Origin of the sequence: Prevotella scopos JCM 17725 (genome assembly GCF_018127785.1) — a bacterium.
In the GTDB taxonomy this organism is placed as follows: domain Bacteria; phylum Bacteroidota; class Bacteroidia; order Bacteroidales; family Bacteroidaceae; genus Prevotella; species Prevotella scopos.
Genome location: NZ_CP072389.1, coordinates 485758 through 503783, shown reverse-complemented (window position 1 = coordinate 503783; position 18026 = coordinate 485758). Strand labels below are relative to the sequence as shown.

The 18026-nt window shown below is 38.7% G+C and carries 14 protein-coding genes; 4 read left to right on the top strand and 10 right to left on the bottom strand.

The window, feature by feature from the left end; all coding sequences use genetic code 11:
• The first annotated feature begins 16 nt into the window (after positions 1-16).
• The 3 genes from J4856_RS01865 (at position 17) to J4856_RS01855 (ending at position 4265) form a co-directional block, all read left to right on the top strand.
• Positions 17-1462, top strand: a complete 1446-nt coding sequence (locus J4856_RS01865; RefSeq protein WP_025839602.1) for a DUF4270 domain-containing protein — start codon at positions 17-19, stop codon at positions 1460-1462.
• Positions 1452-1583 carry a hypothetical protein gene (locus J4856_RS01860; RefSeq protein WP_025839604.1) on the top strand — a complete coding sequence of 44 codons (132 nt, stop codon included), beginning with the start codon at positions 1452-1454 and terminating at the stop codon, positions 1581-1583. The genes J4856_RS01865 and J4856_RS01860 overlap by 11 nt, the downstream gene beginning before the upstream one ends.
• 138 nt (positions 1584-1721) lie before the next feature.
• Positions 1722-4265 carry an ATP-dependent Clp protease ATP-binding subunit gene (locus J4856_RS01855; protein ID WP_065368031.1) on the top strand — a complete coding sequence of 848 codons (2544 nt, stop codon included), beginning with the start codon at positions 1722-1724 and terminating at the stop codon, positions 4263-4265.
• 758 nt (positions 4266-5023) lie between these two features.
• Here the strand turns inward: J4856_RS01855 and imm40 are convergent.
• Positions 5024-5377 (bottom strand): Imm40 family immunity protein, encoded by a 354-nt coding sequence (gene imm40, locus J4856_RS01850; RefSeq protein WP_025839606.1) that lies wholly within the window; start codon positions 5375-5377, stop codon positions 5024-5026.
• A gap of 214 nt (positions 5378-5591) precedes the next feature.
• Positions 5592-7337, bottom strand: coding sequence for a phospho-sugar mutase (locus J4856_RS01845; protein ID WP_025839608.1), 1746 nt, complete (start codon positions 7335-7337; stop codon positions 5592-5594).
• A gap of 189 nt (positions 7338-7526) precedes the next feature.
• On the opposite strand from J4856_RS01845, the gene J4856_RS01840 reads away from it, so the two are divergent.
• Positions 7527-7877, top strand: coding sequence for a DUF4491 family protein (locus J4856_RS01840; RefSeq protein ID WP_025839610.1), 351 nt, complete (start codon positions 7527-7529; stop codon positions 7875-7877).
• 80 nt (positions 7878-7957) lie between these two features.
• On the opposite strand, the gene nadC is transcribed toward J4856_RS01840, so the two are convergent.
• The 8 genes from nadC to J4856_RS01800 all read right to left on the bottom strand — a co-directional run bounded on the left by nadC (position 7958) and on the right by J4856_RS01800 (position 17969).
• Positions 7958-8815, bottom strand: a complete 858-nt coding sequence (gene nadC / locus J4856_RS01835; protein WP_025839612.1) for a carboxylating nicotinate-nucleotide diphosphorylase — start codon at positions 8813-8815, stop codon at positions 7958-7960.
• A 15-nt stretch (positions 8816-8830) separates the two neighbouring features.
• On the bottom strand, positions 8831-9823 hold the full coding sequence (gene nadA / locus J4856_RS01830; RefSeq protein WP_025839614.1) for a quinolinate synthase NadA: 993 nt from the start codon (positions 9821-9823) through the stop codon (positions 8831-8833).
• Between the two features lie 68 nt (positions 9824-9891).
• A complete protein-coding gene (gene nadB / locus J4856_RS01825) occupies positions 9892-11484 on the bottom strand; it encodes an L-aspartate oxidase (protein ID WP_025839615.1) in 1593 nt (530 codons plus the stop codon).
• 185 nt (positions 11485-11669) lie between these two features.
• Complete coding sequence (gene rprY / locus J4856_RS01820) at positions 11670-12377, bottom strand: response regulator transcription factor RprY (RefSeq protein WP_025839617.1); 708 nt, start codon at positions 12375-12377, stop codon at positions 11670-11672.
• A 41-nt stretch (positions 12378-12418) separates the two neighbouring features.
• Positions 12419-13975, bottom strand: coding sequence for a sensor histidine kinase (locus tag J4856_RS01815; RefSeq protein ID WP_065368030.1), 1557 nt, complete (start codon positions 13973-13975; stop codon positions 12419-12421).
• Between the two features lie 609 nt (positions 13976-14584).
• Complete coding sequence (tilS, locus tag J4856_RS01810; protein WP_025839626.1) at positions 14585-15955, bottom strand: tRNA lysidine(34) synthetase TilS; 1371 nt, start codon at positions 15953-15955, stop codon at positions 14585-14587.
• Positions 15945-17147, bottom strand: a complete 1203-nt coding sequence (locus tag J4856_RS01805) for a class I SAM-dependent rRNA methyltransferase (protein WP_025839628.1) — start codon at positions 17145-17147, stop codon at positions 15945-15947. Before J4856_RS01805 ends, tilS begins: the two co-directional genes overlap by 11 nt.
• Positions 17148-17294: 147 nt before the next feature.
• Entirely contained in the window at positions 17295-17969 is a 675-nt protein-coding gene (locus J4856_RS01800; protein ID WP_025839629.1) for a 3'-5' exonuclease, read from the bottom strand.
• Positions 17970-18026: the final 57 nt, after the last annotated feature.

Below are 18026 nucleotides of genomic sequence, written 5' to 3'. Positions count from 1 at the left end.
AATTAAGAGATTATAAATGAGAAGGAATTTCATTGCAGCTTTTATGCTTGCAGCTTGTATTGGAATGGTATCATGTGATGATACTACAGATAACCTTGGAGGCTCACTTATTGATAATGGCGATAAACTTTCTATAAAGGCAGATACCTTCAACGTAGCTTCTGAGACAATGGTTGCTGATAGTGTTATTGCACGTTCTTCAACTGGATATTTGGGTAGAATGATTGATCCTGAGACAAATACATCTGTAACAGGTAATCTTATGTCACAATTCCATGTGCTTAGCAATTATGAGATGCCAGCAAAGGATTCGATCATGAGTCGTGATGCAAACAATGAGATAATTGCCGACTCTTGTGATATAAGACTTTATTATAGCAATTATTATGGCGACTCGCTAAGTCAAATGAAACTCACTACATACGAGCTTTCAAAGCCTGTTGAAGAGGGTGTAACCTATTACTCAAACTTCGATCCTGAGACACGAGGTTATATCCGACCAGTTGCACAGGGTGGTATTGCTGAGAAACGTTCGTTTACACTGACCGATTATACAGAAGCTGATAGCATCAGAAAGATGAAAGGTTATAATCGCAATATCATTGTACGTTTAAATAATCCGTATAAGGACAAGGCTGGGGTGACTTATAAGAACTACGGAACATACCTGCTTCGTAAATATCATCAGGATCCATCGGCATTCCGTAATCCTTATCGTTTCTTGCATGAGGTTTGTCCAGGCTTCTACTTCAAGATAGATGGAGGTTATGGTTCTATGGCACATATTCAGACTGCACAGTTGAATATTTACTTTAAGAATAAACAAAATGGTAAAGTGTCAGCAATATCAACCAGTTTTGTTAGTACCGAAGAGGTTCTCCAGTTGACAAACTTCTCTAACGACAATACGCAGTTGCAGCAGTTAGCAAATGAGTCAGGACACACTTATCTGAAGACACCTGCCGGTTTGTTTACGAAGTTAACGTTACCTGTTTCTGACATATTGAATGGTCATAGCACTGATTCTATTAATTCAGCAAAGGTTGTTCTTTATCGAGAAAACAATAGTTCCATATCAGGCTACCAATTCGGAATACCACAGAATGTTGTGATGGTTCCAGCAGATAGCTTACATTCATTCTTTGCTAATAACAGATTGCCAGACAATAAGACTTCGTTTCTAGCATCTTACAACAAGATAACAAATAGCTATGTGTTCAACAACATCTCTGGAATTATCAATCTCTTCGCACGCAACACATCAATGCCTGCATGGGGAAAGGTTGTGATTGTTCCTGTTGAATTACTAACCGTGACACAAGGTTCTGGTAGTAATCAGAAAAAGGTTATTACTAAAGTATCTCATGACATGGGACTCTCAAGTACAAAACTGTTAGGGAACACATCTACAGGAAAGAATATTCAGATCTCGGTCATATACGGTAAGTTCAATGGCAGATAACTTTTTAGAGCGTCATCGTGAAGAATATGAGTTGCGTAAAGCTGCATGGCTTCGTAAGAAAAAGCACTTGGCACGACAGCCAAAGGCAAGACTTCAGAAACCTGACGATGAGGCATTGTAAAATAACATAAGAAGTAGAATCGGACTTACAACTTACGTGTATGTCCGATTTTCGTTTTTGGCACACCTTTTGTATATAGTAACCTACTAATATAGGACACATTGTCCGTAAATAAAATAAGAAAAGAAAGGTTAGGATATGATGAATCAATTCTCCCTAAAGGTTTCTGAAATACTTTCATTCAGCAGAGAGGAAGCGGAACGACTGACAAGTAAATCGGTTGCTCCAGAGCATATCATGCTTGCCATTCTCAGAGAAAAGTCAGGACCTGTATGGGAACTATTCAATCAATGGGAGATTGACATAGATAATATTAAAAAAGAAATAGAAAAGAATATTCTTCAAGACACCACTGATACAACTGCTTCAGTACCAGATATGCTTTTAAACGAGCAGGCAAATAACATTCTGAAATTAGCCGTACTTGAAGCTCGTTTACAGCATACACAAACGGTGGATATTCTTCATCTCTTCCTTGCAATTCTGCATGATTCTTCTAACAATGGTGCTAAGAAGGTATTGGAAGAAAGTGGATATAATTATAACAACGCAATTTCGATGTTACAACAACGCACAAACCAACCAAAAAATGGTATAGGCATGGCTGATGAGGAGGAAATGGATGATGACATGATGTCTTCATCGTCTTCAGAAAACAGCAATAATGCAAAAACAACACAAGCTCCACGTACAAAATCGAAAACACCAGTTCTCGATAGTTTCGGAACTGATCTCACCCAAGCTGCATCAGAGGGAAAACTAGACCCAGTTGTTGGTAGAGAGAAGGAGATTATGCGTGTTAGTGAGATTCTTGGCCGAAGAAAAAAGAATAACCCTATTTTAATAGGTGAGCCTGGCGTTGGTAAGAGTGCAATTGTTGAAGGTTTAGCTCAACTTATTGTGAAGCGTCTCACCTCACCTATACTCTTTGACAAACGTGTCATCACACTTGATTTGACAGCTGTGGTAGCTGGCACAAAGTATCGTGGCCAGTTTGAAGAACGTATTCGTGCATTGATTAAAGAAATAGAGCAAAATCCAGATATCATTGTGTTTATCGACGAGATTCATACACTTATTGGAGCAGGTTCTTCACCTGGTTCTATGGATGCAGCAAATATCCTCAAACCAGCATTGGCAAGGGGTACTATACAGTGTATTGGCGCTACAACGCTCGACGAATATCGTAAGTCTATTGAGAAAGATGGAGCTTTGGAACGTCGTTTCCAGAAAGTACATGTTGAACCAACGTCAGCTGAAGAGACACTTCAAATCCTTGAAAATATCAAAGATCGCTACGAGTCTCATCACCATGTAAGCTATACAGAGGAAGCTTTGCAAGCTTGTGTAAAGTATGCTGATCGGTATATTACCGATCGTTTCTTCCCTGATAAAGCAATTGATATTATCGATGAGGCAGGTTCACGTGTTCATCTGCAACATGTAAAGGTACCACAATCTATCATCGATATTCAGAAGGAGATTAAGGTTGCACAAGAAAAGAAGCAAGCTGCTGTAAAGAATCAAAACTTTGAACTAGCTGCAAGCTTCCGTGACAAGCAGACAGAGCTAGAAAAGAAGCTTAAAGATGAACAGGAGAAATGGCAGAATGGTGATATTGAAGATAAGGTTGAAATCAATGAAGAAGCCATTGCTGACGTTGTTTCCATGATGACGGGTGTACCAGTTCAGCGCATGCAAGAGGCAGAAGGTATCCGTCTGAAGAATATGGATGCTGAACTCAAGCAGGTTGTTGTTGCTCAAGACGCTGCAATCGATAAAATGGTGAAGGCCATTCAGCGTAATCGAGTTGGCTTGAAAGACCCTAACCACCCTATTGGAGCCTTTATGTTCTTAGGTCCAACGGGGGTAGGTAAAACTTATCTCGCAAAGCGTTTAGCTGAGATGATGTTCGGTTCTTCTGATGCTTTGATTCGTATTGACATGAGCGAATATACAGAGAGTTTCAACACCTCTCGTCTTGTTGGTGCTCCTCCAGGATATGTTGGTTATGACGAAGGAGGGCAGCTAACCGAGAAAGTACGTCGTCACCCCTACTCTATTATCTTACTTGATGAGATTGAGAAAGCACACGGCAACGTCTTTAATATGCTGTTGCAGGTGCTTGATGAAGGTAGATTGACTGATGGAAATGGTCGATTAATTGACTTCCGCAATACTGTTATCATTATGACTTCAAATGCGGGTACACGTCAGCTGAAGGAATTTGGACAGGGTGTAGGCTTTAAAGCAACGAACCTTAATGGGCTTTCACAGAGTGAAGGGGACAAGGAACGTGCACGTGCTATCATCCAAAAGAGCTTAAGCAAGCAGTTTGCACCAGAGTTCCTTAATCGTTTGGATGAGATTATCACCTTCGACCAATTAGACCTCGAGGCAATAAAGAAGATTATCAATATAGAACTCAAAGGTCTCTTCAAGCGTGTGCATGAGTTAGGTTATGAGATAGAGATAACTGATGATGCCAAAGAGTTTGTGGCCACTAAGGGTTATGATGTTCAGTTTGGTGCACGTCCATTGAAGCGTGCTATCCAAAATCATATTGAGGATGGACTGAGCGAACTCATTCTCTCTGGCGAAATCAAGGCTGGTGACACCATCAAGATATCAAAAGAGAAAGATAATGATAAACTGAAATTTGATATTCTACCAACAGAATAACAGCTAAGAGTGGGAGTTATATCTCTCCACACTTGTGCTCTATATCATCATAAGTCCGTCTTTGGAGATAAATTAAAGTCTACATGCTTTCTCATTAAGCTCTAATGAACATTCAAAATAGACTTAGTTAATATTCAAAAGGTGTTTAGTCAACAGCTGACTAAGCACCTTTTTTTTATGCTCTTTTGTCATTCTTATTGACTGATAAATTCAGATAAGAAAGGATAACATGCTACTCATGAAAAGAGACAGCCGTAATTACGTATTATTACAAGAAAAGTTTAAAATTCATTTGCTGTCATTTTTAACATTTCATGTAACTACACTGTAAGCTAACCAGTTAAGTTCATGAAACGAATGACAGATATGACAGCAAATTTAAAACTATGGGAAGACACTCAATAAGCCGTCTATTAGAAAAGTGGCCACATCGGGATGCGATAACTTCATCTTTCTACACAATATAGAGAATATAATAGTTCTACAAAATAATTCATATCTAACGAACGCAGCTTTATAGATATTATATAATACTTACTTTTATTCTTACTAATACCAACACAAAACTTTACTCGTCTTAAAAAGGGTATGTAAGGTTTTATATGTACAGAAATATCAAAAATAGTATCAGAGAACCACCTTCTAACTTCCCTTCCATAGTAATCACTATCTATAACAGCGATTCGAAGAGGAACAGGAACTTTGTCTGAAGCAGCCAATCAGCCAAAGACTGCACAGCCTTCTCTAAAAGTATTCGATTATTTTAATTGATCTTCTATGGTAAAGGAAAATAAAGGTTTATCACAAGAATGACTTTTGTAAGCCCTTATGTAAGATTCAGATCTATTACAACTGTTTTGTACGTTATTGTAATATGACTCACTTTGAGTCCTATCATAATACCAACTATCATCTAAATCCTCTATTGTAGAATCAGTCAAACTATATACATCACCACCTAAGATTGGAATCAATAAAAGTTTGCATATTTGCACTATTTTAAGTGCTTCTTGGTCTGGGAAAGCATAATCTTCAATACCTAAATGCTTCAAGGAATAATATTCAGAAATATCATTATCTTGAATAATTGAAATTATATCACTCTTTTTCATATACAAGAGACTAAATAATCTATGACTTTGAAAGGATAAAATATCAAATAGCGTAGCCCACTAAAAGAGATAGAAAGCTATCCAAAGATTTATATACAAGAAGGCATAAAACAATAAAAAGCAGGAGTTTCCACAAATAAAACTTTATAGAGACTCCTGCTTTAACTATAATATAAAGCCCTCGCAAATATTATCAAAGGCTAAAAATAGACCATTACAAACCCAAACTCTTCTTGATAGCTTCAATCTTTTCACAAGCACGCTGCTCGCAAGCAGGGAAATCAGAAGCAGAGTTCATTGTATCCTTTATCTCAAGATAGAACTTAATCTTTGGTTCAGTACCTGATGGGCGTACGCTCACCTTAGTACCGTCTGTGCAGAACCACTGGAGAACATTGCTTGTATCAGGCATATCCATCTTCTCCTTAGAGCCGTCAGCCTTTGTAATCTCAAGACTCTGGAAGTCCTTATAAACATCGATTATACTACCACCAAGTTCCTTAGGAGGATTAGAACGGAAGTTCTTCATCATCTGCTGAATCTCATCAGCACCGCTCTTACCAGGACGCTCAACATTGATTGTGAACTCATGGCTGTAACCATACTCCATATAGATATCCATAAGAATATCATACAAAGTCTTACCATGATCCTTTGCATACGCACAAATCTCTGCCAACAAAGCACAAGCACTTACGGCATCCTTATCTCGTACGAAGTCTTCAGCAAGGAAGCCATAGCTTTCCTCACCACCGCCGATATACTGTTGCTTACCCTCAGAGAGAGCAATCTCACGTGCAATCCATTTAAAACCTGTGTAGCAATCACGCATCTCTACGTGCTGCTTCTCTGCAATCTTACGGATAACCTCTGTTGTAACAATTGTCTTTACAATAAAGTCTGTTGGCTTCATCTTGCCAACAGCCTGACGATTAGTGATGATATACCACAAGAAAATCAGGCAAGTCTGGTTACCATTAATCAGTACCCACTCATCATCACTATTCTTACAAGCCATACCTACTCGGTCAGCATCTGGATCTGAGGCCATCAAGATGTCAGCATCAAGGGCCTTCGCATCACGCAAACCAAGTGTCAAAGCTTCTGCAATCTCTGGGTTTGGACGGTCAACAGTTGGAAAATTACCATCCTTAACCATCTGCTCCTTAACACAATGAACATTGTCAAAACCCCAAGAAGCCAACGCACGTGGAATCATTACGCGACCAGCACCATGTAGAGGAGTATAGACAATCTTAAGATCATGCTGATTCTTGATTACCTGTGGATCAATGCTGATAGTCTTTACCTGCTCCAGATAAACCTTATCAACATCCTCACCTATAATCTGAATCAACCCCTTATTGCCTTCGAATTTAACATCCTCAACCTTTACTTTGTTTACCTCGTCAATAATACCCTTGTCATGAGGTGCAAGTACCTGTGCGCCATCGTCCCAATAAGCCTTGTAACCATTATACTCACGTGGGTTATGACTTGCAGTAATATTCACACCTGCCTGTGCCTTCAAATAACGAATAGCAAAAGAGCATTCTGGGGTAGGACGGAGATCGTCGAAGAGATAAACCTTTATACCATTAGCTGAGAAAATATTTGCAACCGTTTCTGCAAAGAGACGTGAATTATTACGACAATCATGGCAAACAACAACACTAATCTGCTCCTTATCTTTAAAACAAATCTTCAGATAATTAGCAAAACCCTGCGTTGCCATACCAACAGTGTAGATATTCATGCGATTAGAACCAGCGCCCATGATACCGCGAAGTCCACCTGTACCGAACTCTAAATCTTTATAGAAACTTTCAATCAGATCTGCCTTATCCTCATTCTTAATCATAGCCTCGACAGCTGAACGAGTCTTTTCATCAAAAGCAGGAGACAGCCATTGTCTTGCTTTTGCTTCGCATTGTGCGATAAGTGTTTGGTTATTGTCCATAATTTAAGCTTTTTCTTATTTACAACTTATATTTGCAAATGTAATCAATTAATCTGAGAAAGACGCTTGCAAGTAGAGTTTTTTTTGTATTTTTGCACCTAATCATTAAACAGAGTTTTTGCTTAGAGCAAAGTGCTTTAAAGCTATTTCTCTCAACAAGAATTCAATTAAATTCTAAACTTAACATAAATGGAACTAAATTTTGAAGGGATACTCCTTGCTGTATGTACGTTTTTAATTATTGGACTTTGCCATCCATTAGTCATAAAAACCGAGTATTATTTCGGAACTAAACCTTGGTGGATATGGCTGATTACAGGTATCTCATGCTGTGTTGCTGCCCTATTTGTTCAAACTATTTTTTGGTCAGCCCTCCTTGGAGTTCTCGGCGCTTCATTCCTTTGGGGTATTGGTGAACTTTTAGCACAAGAGAAACGTGTTCTTAAAGGATGGTTCCCAATGAATCCAAAGCGTAAAGCGCATTACGATAATCTTAAAAAAGATGACTCCGTATGTCCAGTTTGTAAGAATAAAGAATAAAATATGATGAATACCGAATTCTCTTCATGAAGATTTTTCCATCAAGAGAATTCGGATTAAAAACGTTTAAAGTTTGTTCTTTAAACAACAGCCTTGAAGCTCATATCAAGCCCTTTAACGCTATGTGTTAATGCTCCAAAAGAAATAAAATCTACCCCAGCTTTTGCATAAGGAATCATTGTGTCAAAAGTTATACCACCACTTGATTCCGTTTCACAGCGTCCTGAGACAATTTCAACAGCTCTATACGTATCCTCTGGAGTGAAATTATCAAACATAATACGATCACAGCCTTCACTGAGTGCTTCTTCCAACTCTTTAAAGTTTCTCACCTCACATTCAATCTTGAGGTCTTCTTTGCCATGTTGTTTGCAATATTGTTTTGCTCGTGAGATAGCATTATAAACTCCTCCGCAGAAGTCAACATGATTGTCTTTTAAGAGAATCATATCAAAAAGTCCAATTCTATGATTCATTCCCCCACCAATCTTCACAGCTTCTTTTTCCAACATTCTCATGCCAGGTGTTGTCTTACGCGTGTCTAGGACGCGTGTCTTTGTACCTGCATCAATGAGTGCCTGCTGGTATTTATGAGTCATCGTAGCAATACCACTCATACGCTGCATGATATTGAGCATAAGGCGTTCTGTCTGCAAAAGGCTCTGCGTTCTGCCCTTCACACTCATAACAATATCGCCAGGCTTCACATGAGCACCGTCTTCTACATAGACTTCTACCTGTAGTTCAGGGTCAAAAAGATGAAACACCCTTTTAGCAACATTAACTCCTGCCAAGACTCCTTCTTCCTTAATCAGTAATCTACTTTCACCCATAGCATCAGCAGGGATGCAGCAAAGCGTTGTATGGTCACCATCACCTATATCCTCACTGAAAGCAAGTTCGATAAGTTTATCGTTTAGTTCTTCTACTGACAACATAATAATATATTTAAATTATAAACCTAATCTGTTTGAGATATCCAACATTCTATGAATTGATTTGACAGCCTTCTTTGCCATTTCTGGCTCAACCTCAATAGCAGGCCACTCATACTTCAAGCAATTATATAGCTTTCGCAAAGTAATATATTTCATATACTCACACTCATTACAAGGGCTATCACTATCATTAGGAGGAGCAGGAATAAAGGTCTTTTGTGGTGCCAATCGCTGCATTTCAACAAGAATACCACTCTCTGTCACCACTATAAACTCCTGAGCATCATTCTCAACACTATACTTCAATAAGGCAGATGTACTTCCAACCTTATCAGCTAAGCAGAGTATAGTAGGTGGACATTCTGGATGAGCCAGTACTTTTGCAGCTGGATGTTCGCGTTTTAACTGCTGAATCTTCTCCACAGAGAATCTGTCATGCACTTCACATGCACCATCCCAAAGCAACATCTCACGTCCTGTTTGCTCGCTGATATAATGTCCTAAGTTCCTATCTGGTCCAAAAATAATAGGAGTTTCCTTTGGTAAAGACTCAACAATCTGCTTTGCATTACTGCTCGTCACCACAACATCTGTCACAGCTTTGGTTGCTGCAGTTGTATTGACATAGCTTACCACGGTATGATTAGGGTGTGCTTTTACAAACTTCTCAAACTCATCAGCAGGACAACTCTCGGCTAATGAACAAGAGGCGTTAAGGTCAGGGACGAGTATAGTCTTCTCAGGACATAAGATTTTATTCGTCTCACCCATGAAATGTACACCACACATAACAATGATATCGGCTTCTGTGGTTGCTGCCTTTTGTGCCAAAGCCAGACTATCACCTACAAAATCTGCCAACTCCTGAATTACGCCTTCTGTATAATAATGTGCCATGATAAGTGCATTCTTTTCCTTACACATTCGACGAATTTCAGCTTTCACATCAGTCCTTTCAGGAATAGGTTCATCTATAAAACCTTGTTCCAGCCATTTTTTTCCAATCATGTTATTATGTATTATAAACCGAGAATAAAAGTATTTTTACACTTCTCGTATCTTCTAACTTTATTCTTCTACTTCTTCTCGTCGTATGCATGCTTCGGATAATCTACCGTATAATGTAATCCTCGGCTTTCCTTACGCTCTATGGCTTGTCTTGTTATCAGATAACCGACATTTATCATATTACGAAGTTCGCATATATCCTTCGTTGCCGTAACACGCTTAAAGAGGTTTTCTGTTTCCTCATACAATAAGTCGAGTCTTGCCCAAGCACGTTTCAAACGTAAATCACTTCGAACAATACCAACATAGTTGCTCATGATTTCGCCAACTTCCTTAATACTCTGTGTGATTAAAACATGCTCTTCATTAGTCATTGTGCCTTCATCGTTCCACTCAGGAATATTTGTATTAAAATCATAGGTGTCAATCATCCGTAGTGTATGTTCTGCAGCAGACTTAGCATAGACGACTGCTTCTATCAGCGAGTTGCTGGCAAGTCGGTTTCCGCCATGCAATCCCGTGCATGAGCATTCACCGACCGCATAAAGTCTATGAATAGAACTTTCTGCATTCAAATCGACCTTTATACCCCCACAGATATAGTGAGCACTTGGACAAACTGGAATATATTCTTTTGTTATATCAATCCCAATGCTCAAACATTTCTCATATATATGTGGAAAATGATGCTGCGTTTCTTCAGCATCTTTATGTGTTACATCAAGACAAACATGATTTAGTCCATGAATCTTCATTTCATGATCAATAGCTCGAGCAACAATATCACGTGGAGCAAGAGAAAGACGTTTATCATACTTCTGCATGAACTCTTGACCATTCGGAAGTCGCAACACTCCACCATAGCCACGCATAGCCTCAGTAATCAGAAATGCAGGATGTGTCTCAGAAGGATTATAAAGAACCGTGGGATGGAACTGTACAAACTCCATATCCTTGACTGTTGCCTTAGCTCGATAAGCCATTGCGATACCATCGCCAGTAGCTATAACGGGGTTGGATGTCATTGCATAGACAGCACCCACCCCACCAGTTGCCATAAGTGTAACCTTACTCAAAAAAGTATCAACCTTTTGGGTTTCAGGGTTGAGAATATACGCACCATAACATTCAATATCTAGAGTTCTACGCGTTACCTTTACCCCCAAGTGATGTTGTGTAATAATCTCAACAGCATAATAATTTTCAAAGATAGTAATATTAGGATTAGCTCTTACAGCATCCATTAGTCCACGCTGTATCTCAAAGCCTGTGTCATCAGCATGATGAAGAATACGAAAATCACTATGACCTCCTTCACGATGTAGGTCGTATGTACCATCCTTATTCTTATCAAAGTTCACCCCCCATTTGACAAGTGCCTTGATAGCTTCTGGCGCATTACACACAACTTGCTTCACAGCCAAAGGGTCGGAAATATAATCACCAGCAACTATAGTATCATTGATGTGCTTTTCAAAATTATCTATGGCAAGGTTTGTTACAGCCGCTATTCCTCCTTGTGCTTTAGCTGTATTGGCTTCGGCTAAAGATGTTTTGCAAACAAGGGCAACTTTTCCTTTACCACTATTTGCTACACTTAGTGCATAGCTCATTCCTGCGATACCACTTCCGATAACCAGGAAATCGAAATTCTGTATCATCGATGCTCTGTATGATATTAAACAATTAGTCGGTGCAAAAGTAATAAAAAAAGAATATAACGATGTAAGAAAAGAGAATTAATATTTGCAATCGTAAAAGAAAAAACGCTATCCCGACCTCTTACAGAGGAAGAATAGCGTTTTTGTATTATCGTTCTGTAAATAAAACTTTATAGATTAACGTTTTACTGCTCTTCAGGAACAATGAGTTTATAACCCTTACCATGGATGTTGATAATCTCAATTTGTGGGTCTGGTTTCAAATGCTTACGCAACTTAGTAATATAAACATCCATTGAGCGAGCATTGAAGTAGTTATCATCTATCCAAATAGTCTTCAAAGCATAATCACGCTGAAGAATTTCATTAGAGTGTGCGCAAAGCAAAGCAAGCAACTCATTCTCCTTTGTTGTCAGCTTTGTTGCCTTGTCTGGGTTGTTATCCAAAGTAAGCAACTGCTTCTGTGTGTCAAAGGTGAAACGACCAATATTGTACATTGTTGACTCTTTGGTCTTCTTTCCTCTTACACGACGAAGGATAGCTTCAATACGGAACACTAATTCTTCCATAGAGAAAGGCTTTGTGATATAATCATCAGCACCAATCTTGAAACCTTCCAAGATATCCTCTTTCAACTGCTTTGCAGTAAGGAAGATGATAGGAACTTCTGCATTTGCTTGACGTATTTCTTGTGCAAGTGTGAAACCATCTTTCTTTGGCATCATAACATCAAGTACACATATATCATATTTGCTCTTTAAGAAAGCTCTGTATCCAACTTCACCATCTGGGCAAAGGTCAGCCTGATAGCCCTTTGCTTGTAGATACTCACTTAATAGTGTTCCGAGATTCTCATCGTCTTCACACAACAGAATTTTCAATTTATCATCCATAACTTATACGTATTAAATTGTTTATACTCTCTATTTAATTATTATTCTTCACCTTCTTCATCTCGAATAACTGGTAGTTTAATGACAAATTTTGTTCCCTTGCCATATTCACTCAGTACTTTGATTTCACCTTCATGGAGGTCAACCATCTTCTTCACGTATGCCAAACCAAGTCCAAAACCTTTTACATCGTGGAGGTTTCCAGTGTGAACGCGATAGAACTTATCAAAAATTTTCTTTAAGTTCTCCTTCTTTATACCCTGTCCCGTATCACGAACTGAAAGGTAGAGGTTCTCATTGGTGTTCCACGTTTTCAGATAAACATTTAAAGGCTCATCTGGTTTTGCATATTTAACGGCATTGTCCAAGAGATTAAATATGACATTCTGGAAATGCATCTCGTCAACATACATCAGTGAATCTACCGCTTCAATCTCTGTATAGACCTTACCTCCGGTGTGCTCAACACGCAAACTGAACGAATGAGCAATCGTTTCAACCATTTCGTTAAGGTCGGTGTATTTCTTCTTCAACACAGCCTTCTTACGATCGTACATACTCATTTGGAGTACCTTCTCAACGAGAAATCTCAGACGTTTTGACTCATCATTGATGACACCACCCAGATGTTCAATCATCTTAGGACTCATTGTTAGCGTCTTATCATTCATCATCTGGGCTGCCAGAGAAATGCTAGCAATTGGTGTCTTAAGTTCATGCGTCATGTTATTGATAAAGTCGTTCTTTATCTCACTATAACGTTTCTGTTGAAAAATGATCACGATAGTGAAGATAAAAGTAAACAATAGTACGAAAGTGAATATGATTGATGGAATCATAAATCGCACACTCGAGAATATGTAGTTGTTCATTTGTGGGAAATGAACCTTTACAACACCCATTCTGTTTACAGGGTCATTGCGGAACAACACCTGTGAATAGGTATTCTCCTCACCATCACTCACATAGTCAGGGCATTTATAAACCTCACGACCATCTTGTGTTGTCACTGTAAAGTGATAAGGGATATTAATACCATTGTTCATCATTTCCGCCTTGAGGTCTTGATCCAAAAGCTTAAAGTTTATTCTATCGCGTAACGGCTTATCTGAAGCAGAATAAAGGATATTGTATATCACCTCTTCTAGCATTGCTTTTTGATAAACATAACGATTGCGAACAATTTCTTGCATGTTGCGCTTTGTTGCCGACAATGTACTACTGTCATTACGCAAGATCATGGCCTTTGGTGTCAATGAAGGCTTTGCTTGAAGCAATTTTGCCTCGAATGATGTATAAGGCTCACCCTGATTATCCGTAACTGGAGCTTGGTGAGCAGCTGTTGATGTATCTTTATCTGTATTCTGATCTTCGTTTTTGGAATGTTCCTTCTTATTTACATCATCCTCTAAATAACGAAGAGTCTCATTCAATTCCATATTACGAGAGGCCTGATAGAGGGCACGGTTGACTGACTCGTCAAACTGTTCCTTCTTCATCTCAGCCATTTCTTCAATATAGTTGAGCTGGAGCAGAAGCAAACCAAGGAACGAAAGTCCCATGATTGTGGCTATTGTCCAAATTGTTGTCTTCTTCATTACTCTCTGTTTATATGCATACTGCCTTTAGAAAAATCTATGCACAGCATTCAAATATTTTTTACGACCACAAAGATAAGAGTTTCTTAAATAATTAACATCTAAAAGTTAACGAAATACATTATATTTAACTTTATTAACCGATTAGCAGTTTAATAATTGATAATTATTAAATATAAAACTAGCAAACCATCTAAATTGCTATGAAAATATTCTACAAGTACTTCTCACATAAAACCATAATAATTGACGATAATACAATTTTCATACGAGTTGTTCATCATCTTCTTTATATATAGAAAGGTAAAGAAATAACATAGTATGCGTTTAATAATTGTGTAGCTGCTCTACACATGTCGTGCGGGTGCTTAACACCACTTGTGCAGGGCATGAGCACCAATGGTGCAGAGCACATGCACGCAATAAGAATAAACTATAGTGTGTTGGTTATGTGTGTTTATAAAAGCGTCCATTCTATTTCAACGAAGATACTACAAAAAGAATGTTTATCTATGCCATAATAGAAGAACAAAGTTTCTTCCGTTTTAAGCTTAAATTACTTTAGTTGAATATGTAATCTCCGCTTCATCATATTGGACAATAGAACAATTATAAAATCTCTATTCGTAAACAAGCATTGCTCTCTGGAGTCAACTTAAAACTATCATTGATACGTTGGCCGACAACCCAAAGGATGGTACCAGAAGCATCCAGGAGAACCAACTGATTACGTTTCTCAAACCGATTACGTTTGAGATTCGTAAGGAAATCACTCACAAGCTGAGTTCCACGCATGCCAAGTGGAGTAAAACGATCGCCTTCTATAACACATCTCAAAGTCAAAGGGAAACGAATCGAAGTTGCATTAAGGTCAACTATTTTTGGACTCTTTGAAAAAGAAACGTTTGCGGATGGCAGCAAAGTTCGTTCTGTCAACCGAAGAGAGAGATGCTCATCATAGACATAACGTCCAGTTTCTGGGATAACGAGCGTGCGTGATTCAGCCTCATCACGAGGCAAAACTATAAACACCTCACGGTCGTGAGTGAGTTCATGTGTTGACGAAAACCACATTTGTCCCGTCTGACCATCAAGATGGGAAGCCATTTCTTTTATCTGGGAAGATGAAAAGCCAAGTGGTTTAAGCAAGTGAAAAAGCAAGTAAGCGGGTGAAGAATATCCTCTTATTATTGACAAACTAAGCTGAAAAGGTTCATTTTTCAGACTATTAGAATTAACTTCAAACTCTGGATTAAAGAAACGAACAGCTTTATTCAAAACCGCTTTAAGTGATGCCTGTACAATCGCATCGACTTCTGAGAGATGATATGCTGTCGTTAAAATAGTATCATTAACCGATGGATTAATCTCTGACAACTTTGGAAGAACATTCAATCGGATCTTATTCCGCACTACGTCATCAACTAAATTAGTGCTGTCTGTAACATAAGAAACAACTTGTTGACGAAGATATTCTTCTATTTCTTGACGCGTAACACACAGTAAAGGGCGTATAACATCATTCATGCGCGGACGAATCCCCACCAAACCATTCAGGCCTGTTCCGCGAATAAGGTTTATTAGAATCGTCTCAACGGAGTCTTCTTTATGATGACCGACACAAATGCCATCAGCCCCCAACGCCTCTTTCAACTGAAAGAAATAACGATATCGTAGTTCGCGTGCTGCCATCTCAATACTCACCTTATGCAAGTCAGCATAAGTTAGTGTATCAAAATGGACTTTGTGAAACGGAATATTCTCACGTTGACATAGCTCCTCGCAAAACTGTTCATCTCTCTGACTCTCCTCTCCACGCAGGTGAAAGTTGCAATGAACAGCCTCTATACGATAACCTAAATTCTTGAGTAATAACAAAAGAGCAACACTATCTGCACCACCAGATAGCGCAATTAAATAAAGAGCATCTACTCGAAGCAGATGCTCAGAAGCTATAAATCGTTTTACTTTATTCAACATATAAGACTAATCCCTTTAAATATTCGCCTTCGGGATGATAAATATTTATTGGATGGTCAGCAGGCTGATGTAGCTGATGTAGGATGCGGACCTTACGTCCAGCTTGGGCTGCAGCCGTAAAGACAGCCTGTCGGAAATTGTCTTTCGTAACGACTTGTGAACAACTGAAGGTAAACAAGAGTCCCCCAGGCTTAATCTTTTCAAATCCCTTAACATTCAATCGCGTATAACCACGTAATCCATTCTTCAATGCACTACGATGCTTAGCGAAAGCAGGTGGATCGAGTATGATAAGGTCATACTTTCCATCGTTGTCATCAAGATATTTGAAGGCATCCTCACAGATTGCTTCATGACGTGCATCACCAGGGAAATTGAGATTTACGTTCTTATTCGTCAATTCAATAGCCTTAGCCGAACTATCCACAGAATGTACTACCTCTGCCCCACCACGCATGGCATAAACAGAGAAACCACCTGTGTAACAGAACATGTTTAGTACACTTCGTCCCTTCGCATAATACTCTAACAGAGAACGATTCTCACGCTGATCAATAAAGAAACCGGTTTTCTGACCTTTCAACCAGTCGATATGGAACTTTAAACCGTTTTCAATTGCAATATTATTTTCAGTATATCCATAGATGAAACCATTCTCCTGTCCAAGTTCAGCCTTGAAAGGGAGCGTAGTTTCACTCTTATAATAGATACTATCCAACTCATCCCCCATCACTTTAACAAGAGCTTCCGCAACGGCTTCACGACAAACATGCATACCTACAGAATGGGCTTGCATAACAGCAGTCTTACCATATATGTCGATTATCAAGCCTGGGAGATTGTCACCCTCACCATGTACGAGACGATAAGTTGTGTTTGGAAATTCACCTGCTCTGGTACTTTTTTTACGAATAATACCGATAGATTGGCGTACATGAAGGGCAGCACTCAAGCGACTTTCCCAAAACATATCATCAATCTTTACGTCGTGGAAAGAAAGGACACGGACTGCAATTGAACCTATTTGGAAGTGTCCGACAGCGATAAACCTATTGTCATGCGTCATAACACGTACAATATCGCCTTCTTCAAGCCCTTCCTCAATCTTGTTGATAGCACCCGAAAAAATCCATGGATGAAAACGAAGAAGACTCTCTTCCTTGCCTCTTTTTAAATATACTTGTTTATACATAAAGTTCCTTTTTAGCGTTTATCGTATTGCTCTGCTTGATGATTGCTAAATTATTTAATGAAAGAAGATATTGAGCGATGTAATTGATAATCTTACTTTCTTGATGAGAAATAGCAATCTTCTACCAATAATAATTAAACAAAGACATTATTCTTTTGTTATTTCTTCCTCATTATCTGTATGTTCAGACACATCTTTTACCTTTGGCGGAACTACTACGAGTTCATAATCACCATTATGTTTTAATTCATGCAGACGCTCATAAAGCATTATACATGTCCAGGCATCAGTGGAAGCATATATCTTCTGTTTATCGGTCAATATCTGGTTCTCCCAATTTGATAACTGCTCACGTTTCGTTATACGCTCATGGAAAACATTGGCATAAAGTTTCTGAAGGCTCATGTCTTCAACTCCTAAAGACTTAACATAGTCTTGAAGATCAATAAAATAACCAGGCTTAAAATCTACACGCTGATGTAACATCAAGATATCATCGCCTAATGAGAGACCTACCTTCGGTACAGTTTTATCTTCAAGAAAACGTTTAATACAATCGGGTACACCTATGATATTCAGACGAAAGAGAAAACAAACTTCATGGTCACAGGCTTGCAAGAGTGCAACTTTACGGCGTTGTCCCTTCTTGAAGACAGGACGTGTTTCTGTATCGATACCGATAATGTCCTTAGAAAGCAAGTAATTCACCGCCTTCTCTGCCTCTGTTTCATTTAAGACAACGACTATCTTACCGGGGAAGGTAACCCTTGGTAACTGTGAAATTTTACTCTTGTCGAATTTATTGTATAATACTGTACTCATTTCAGATTGCATACTAACTTGCAAAATTAAAAAAAAAGTTTGAAAAACGACACTTAT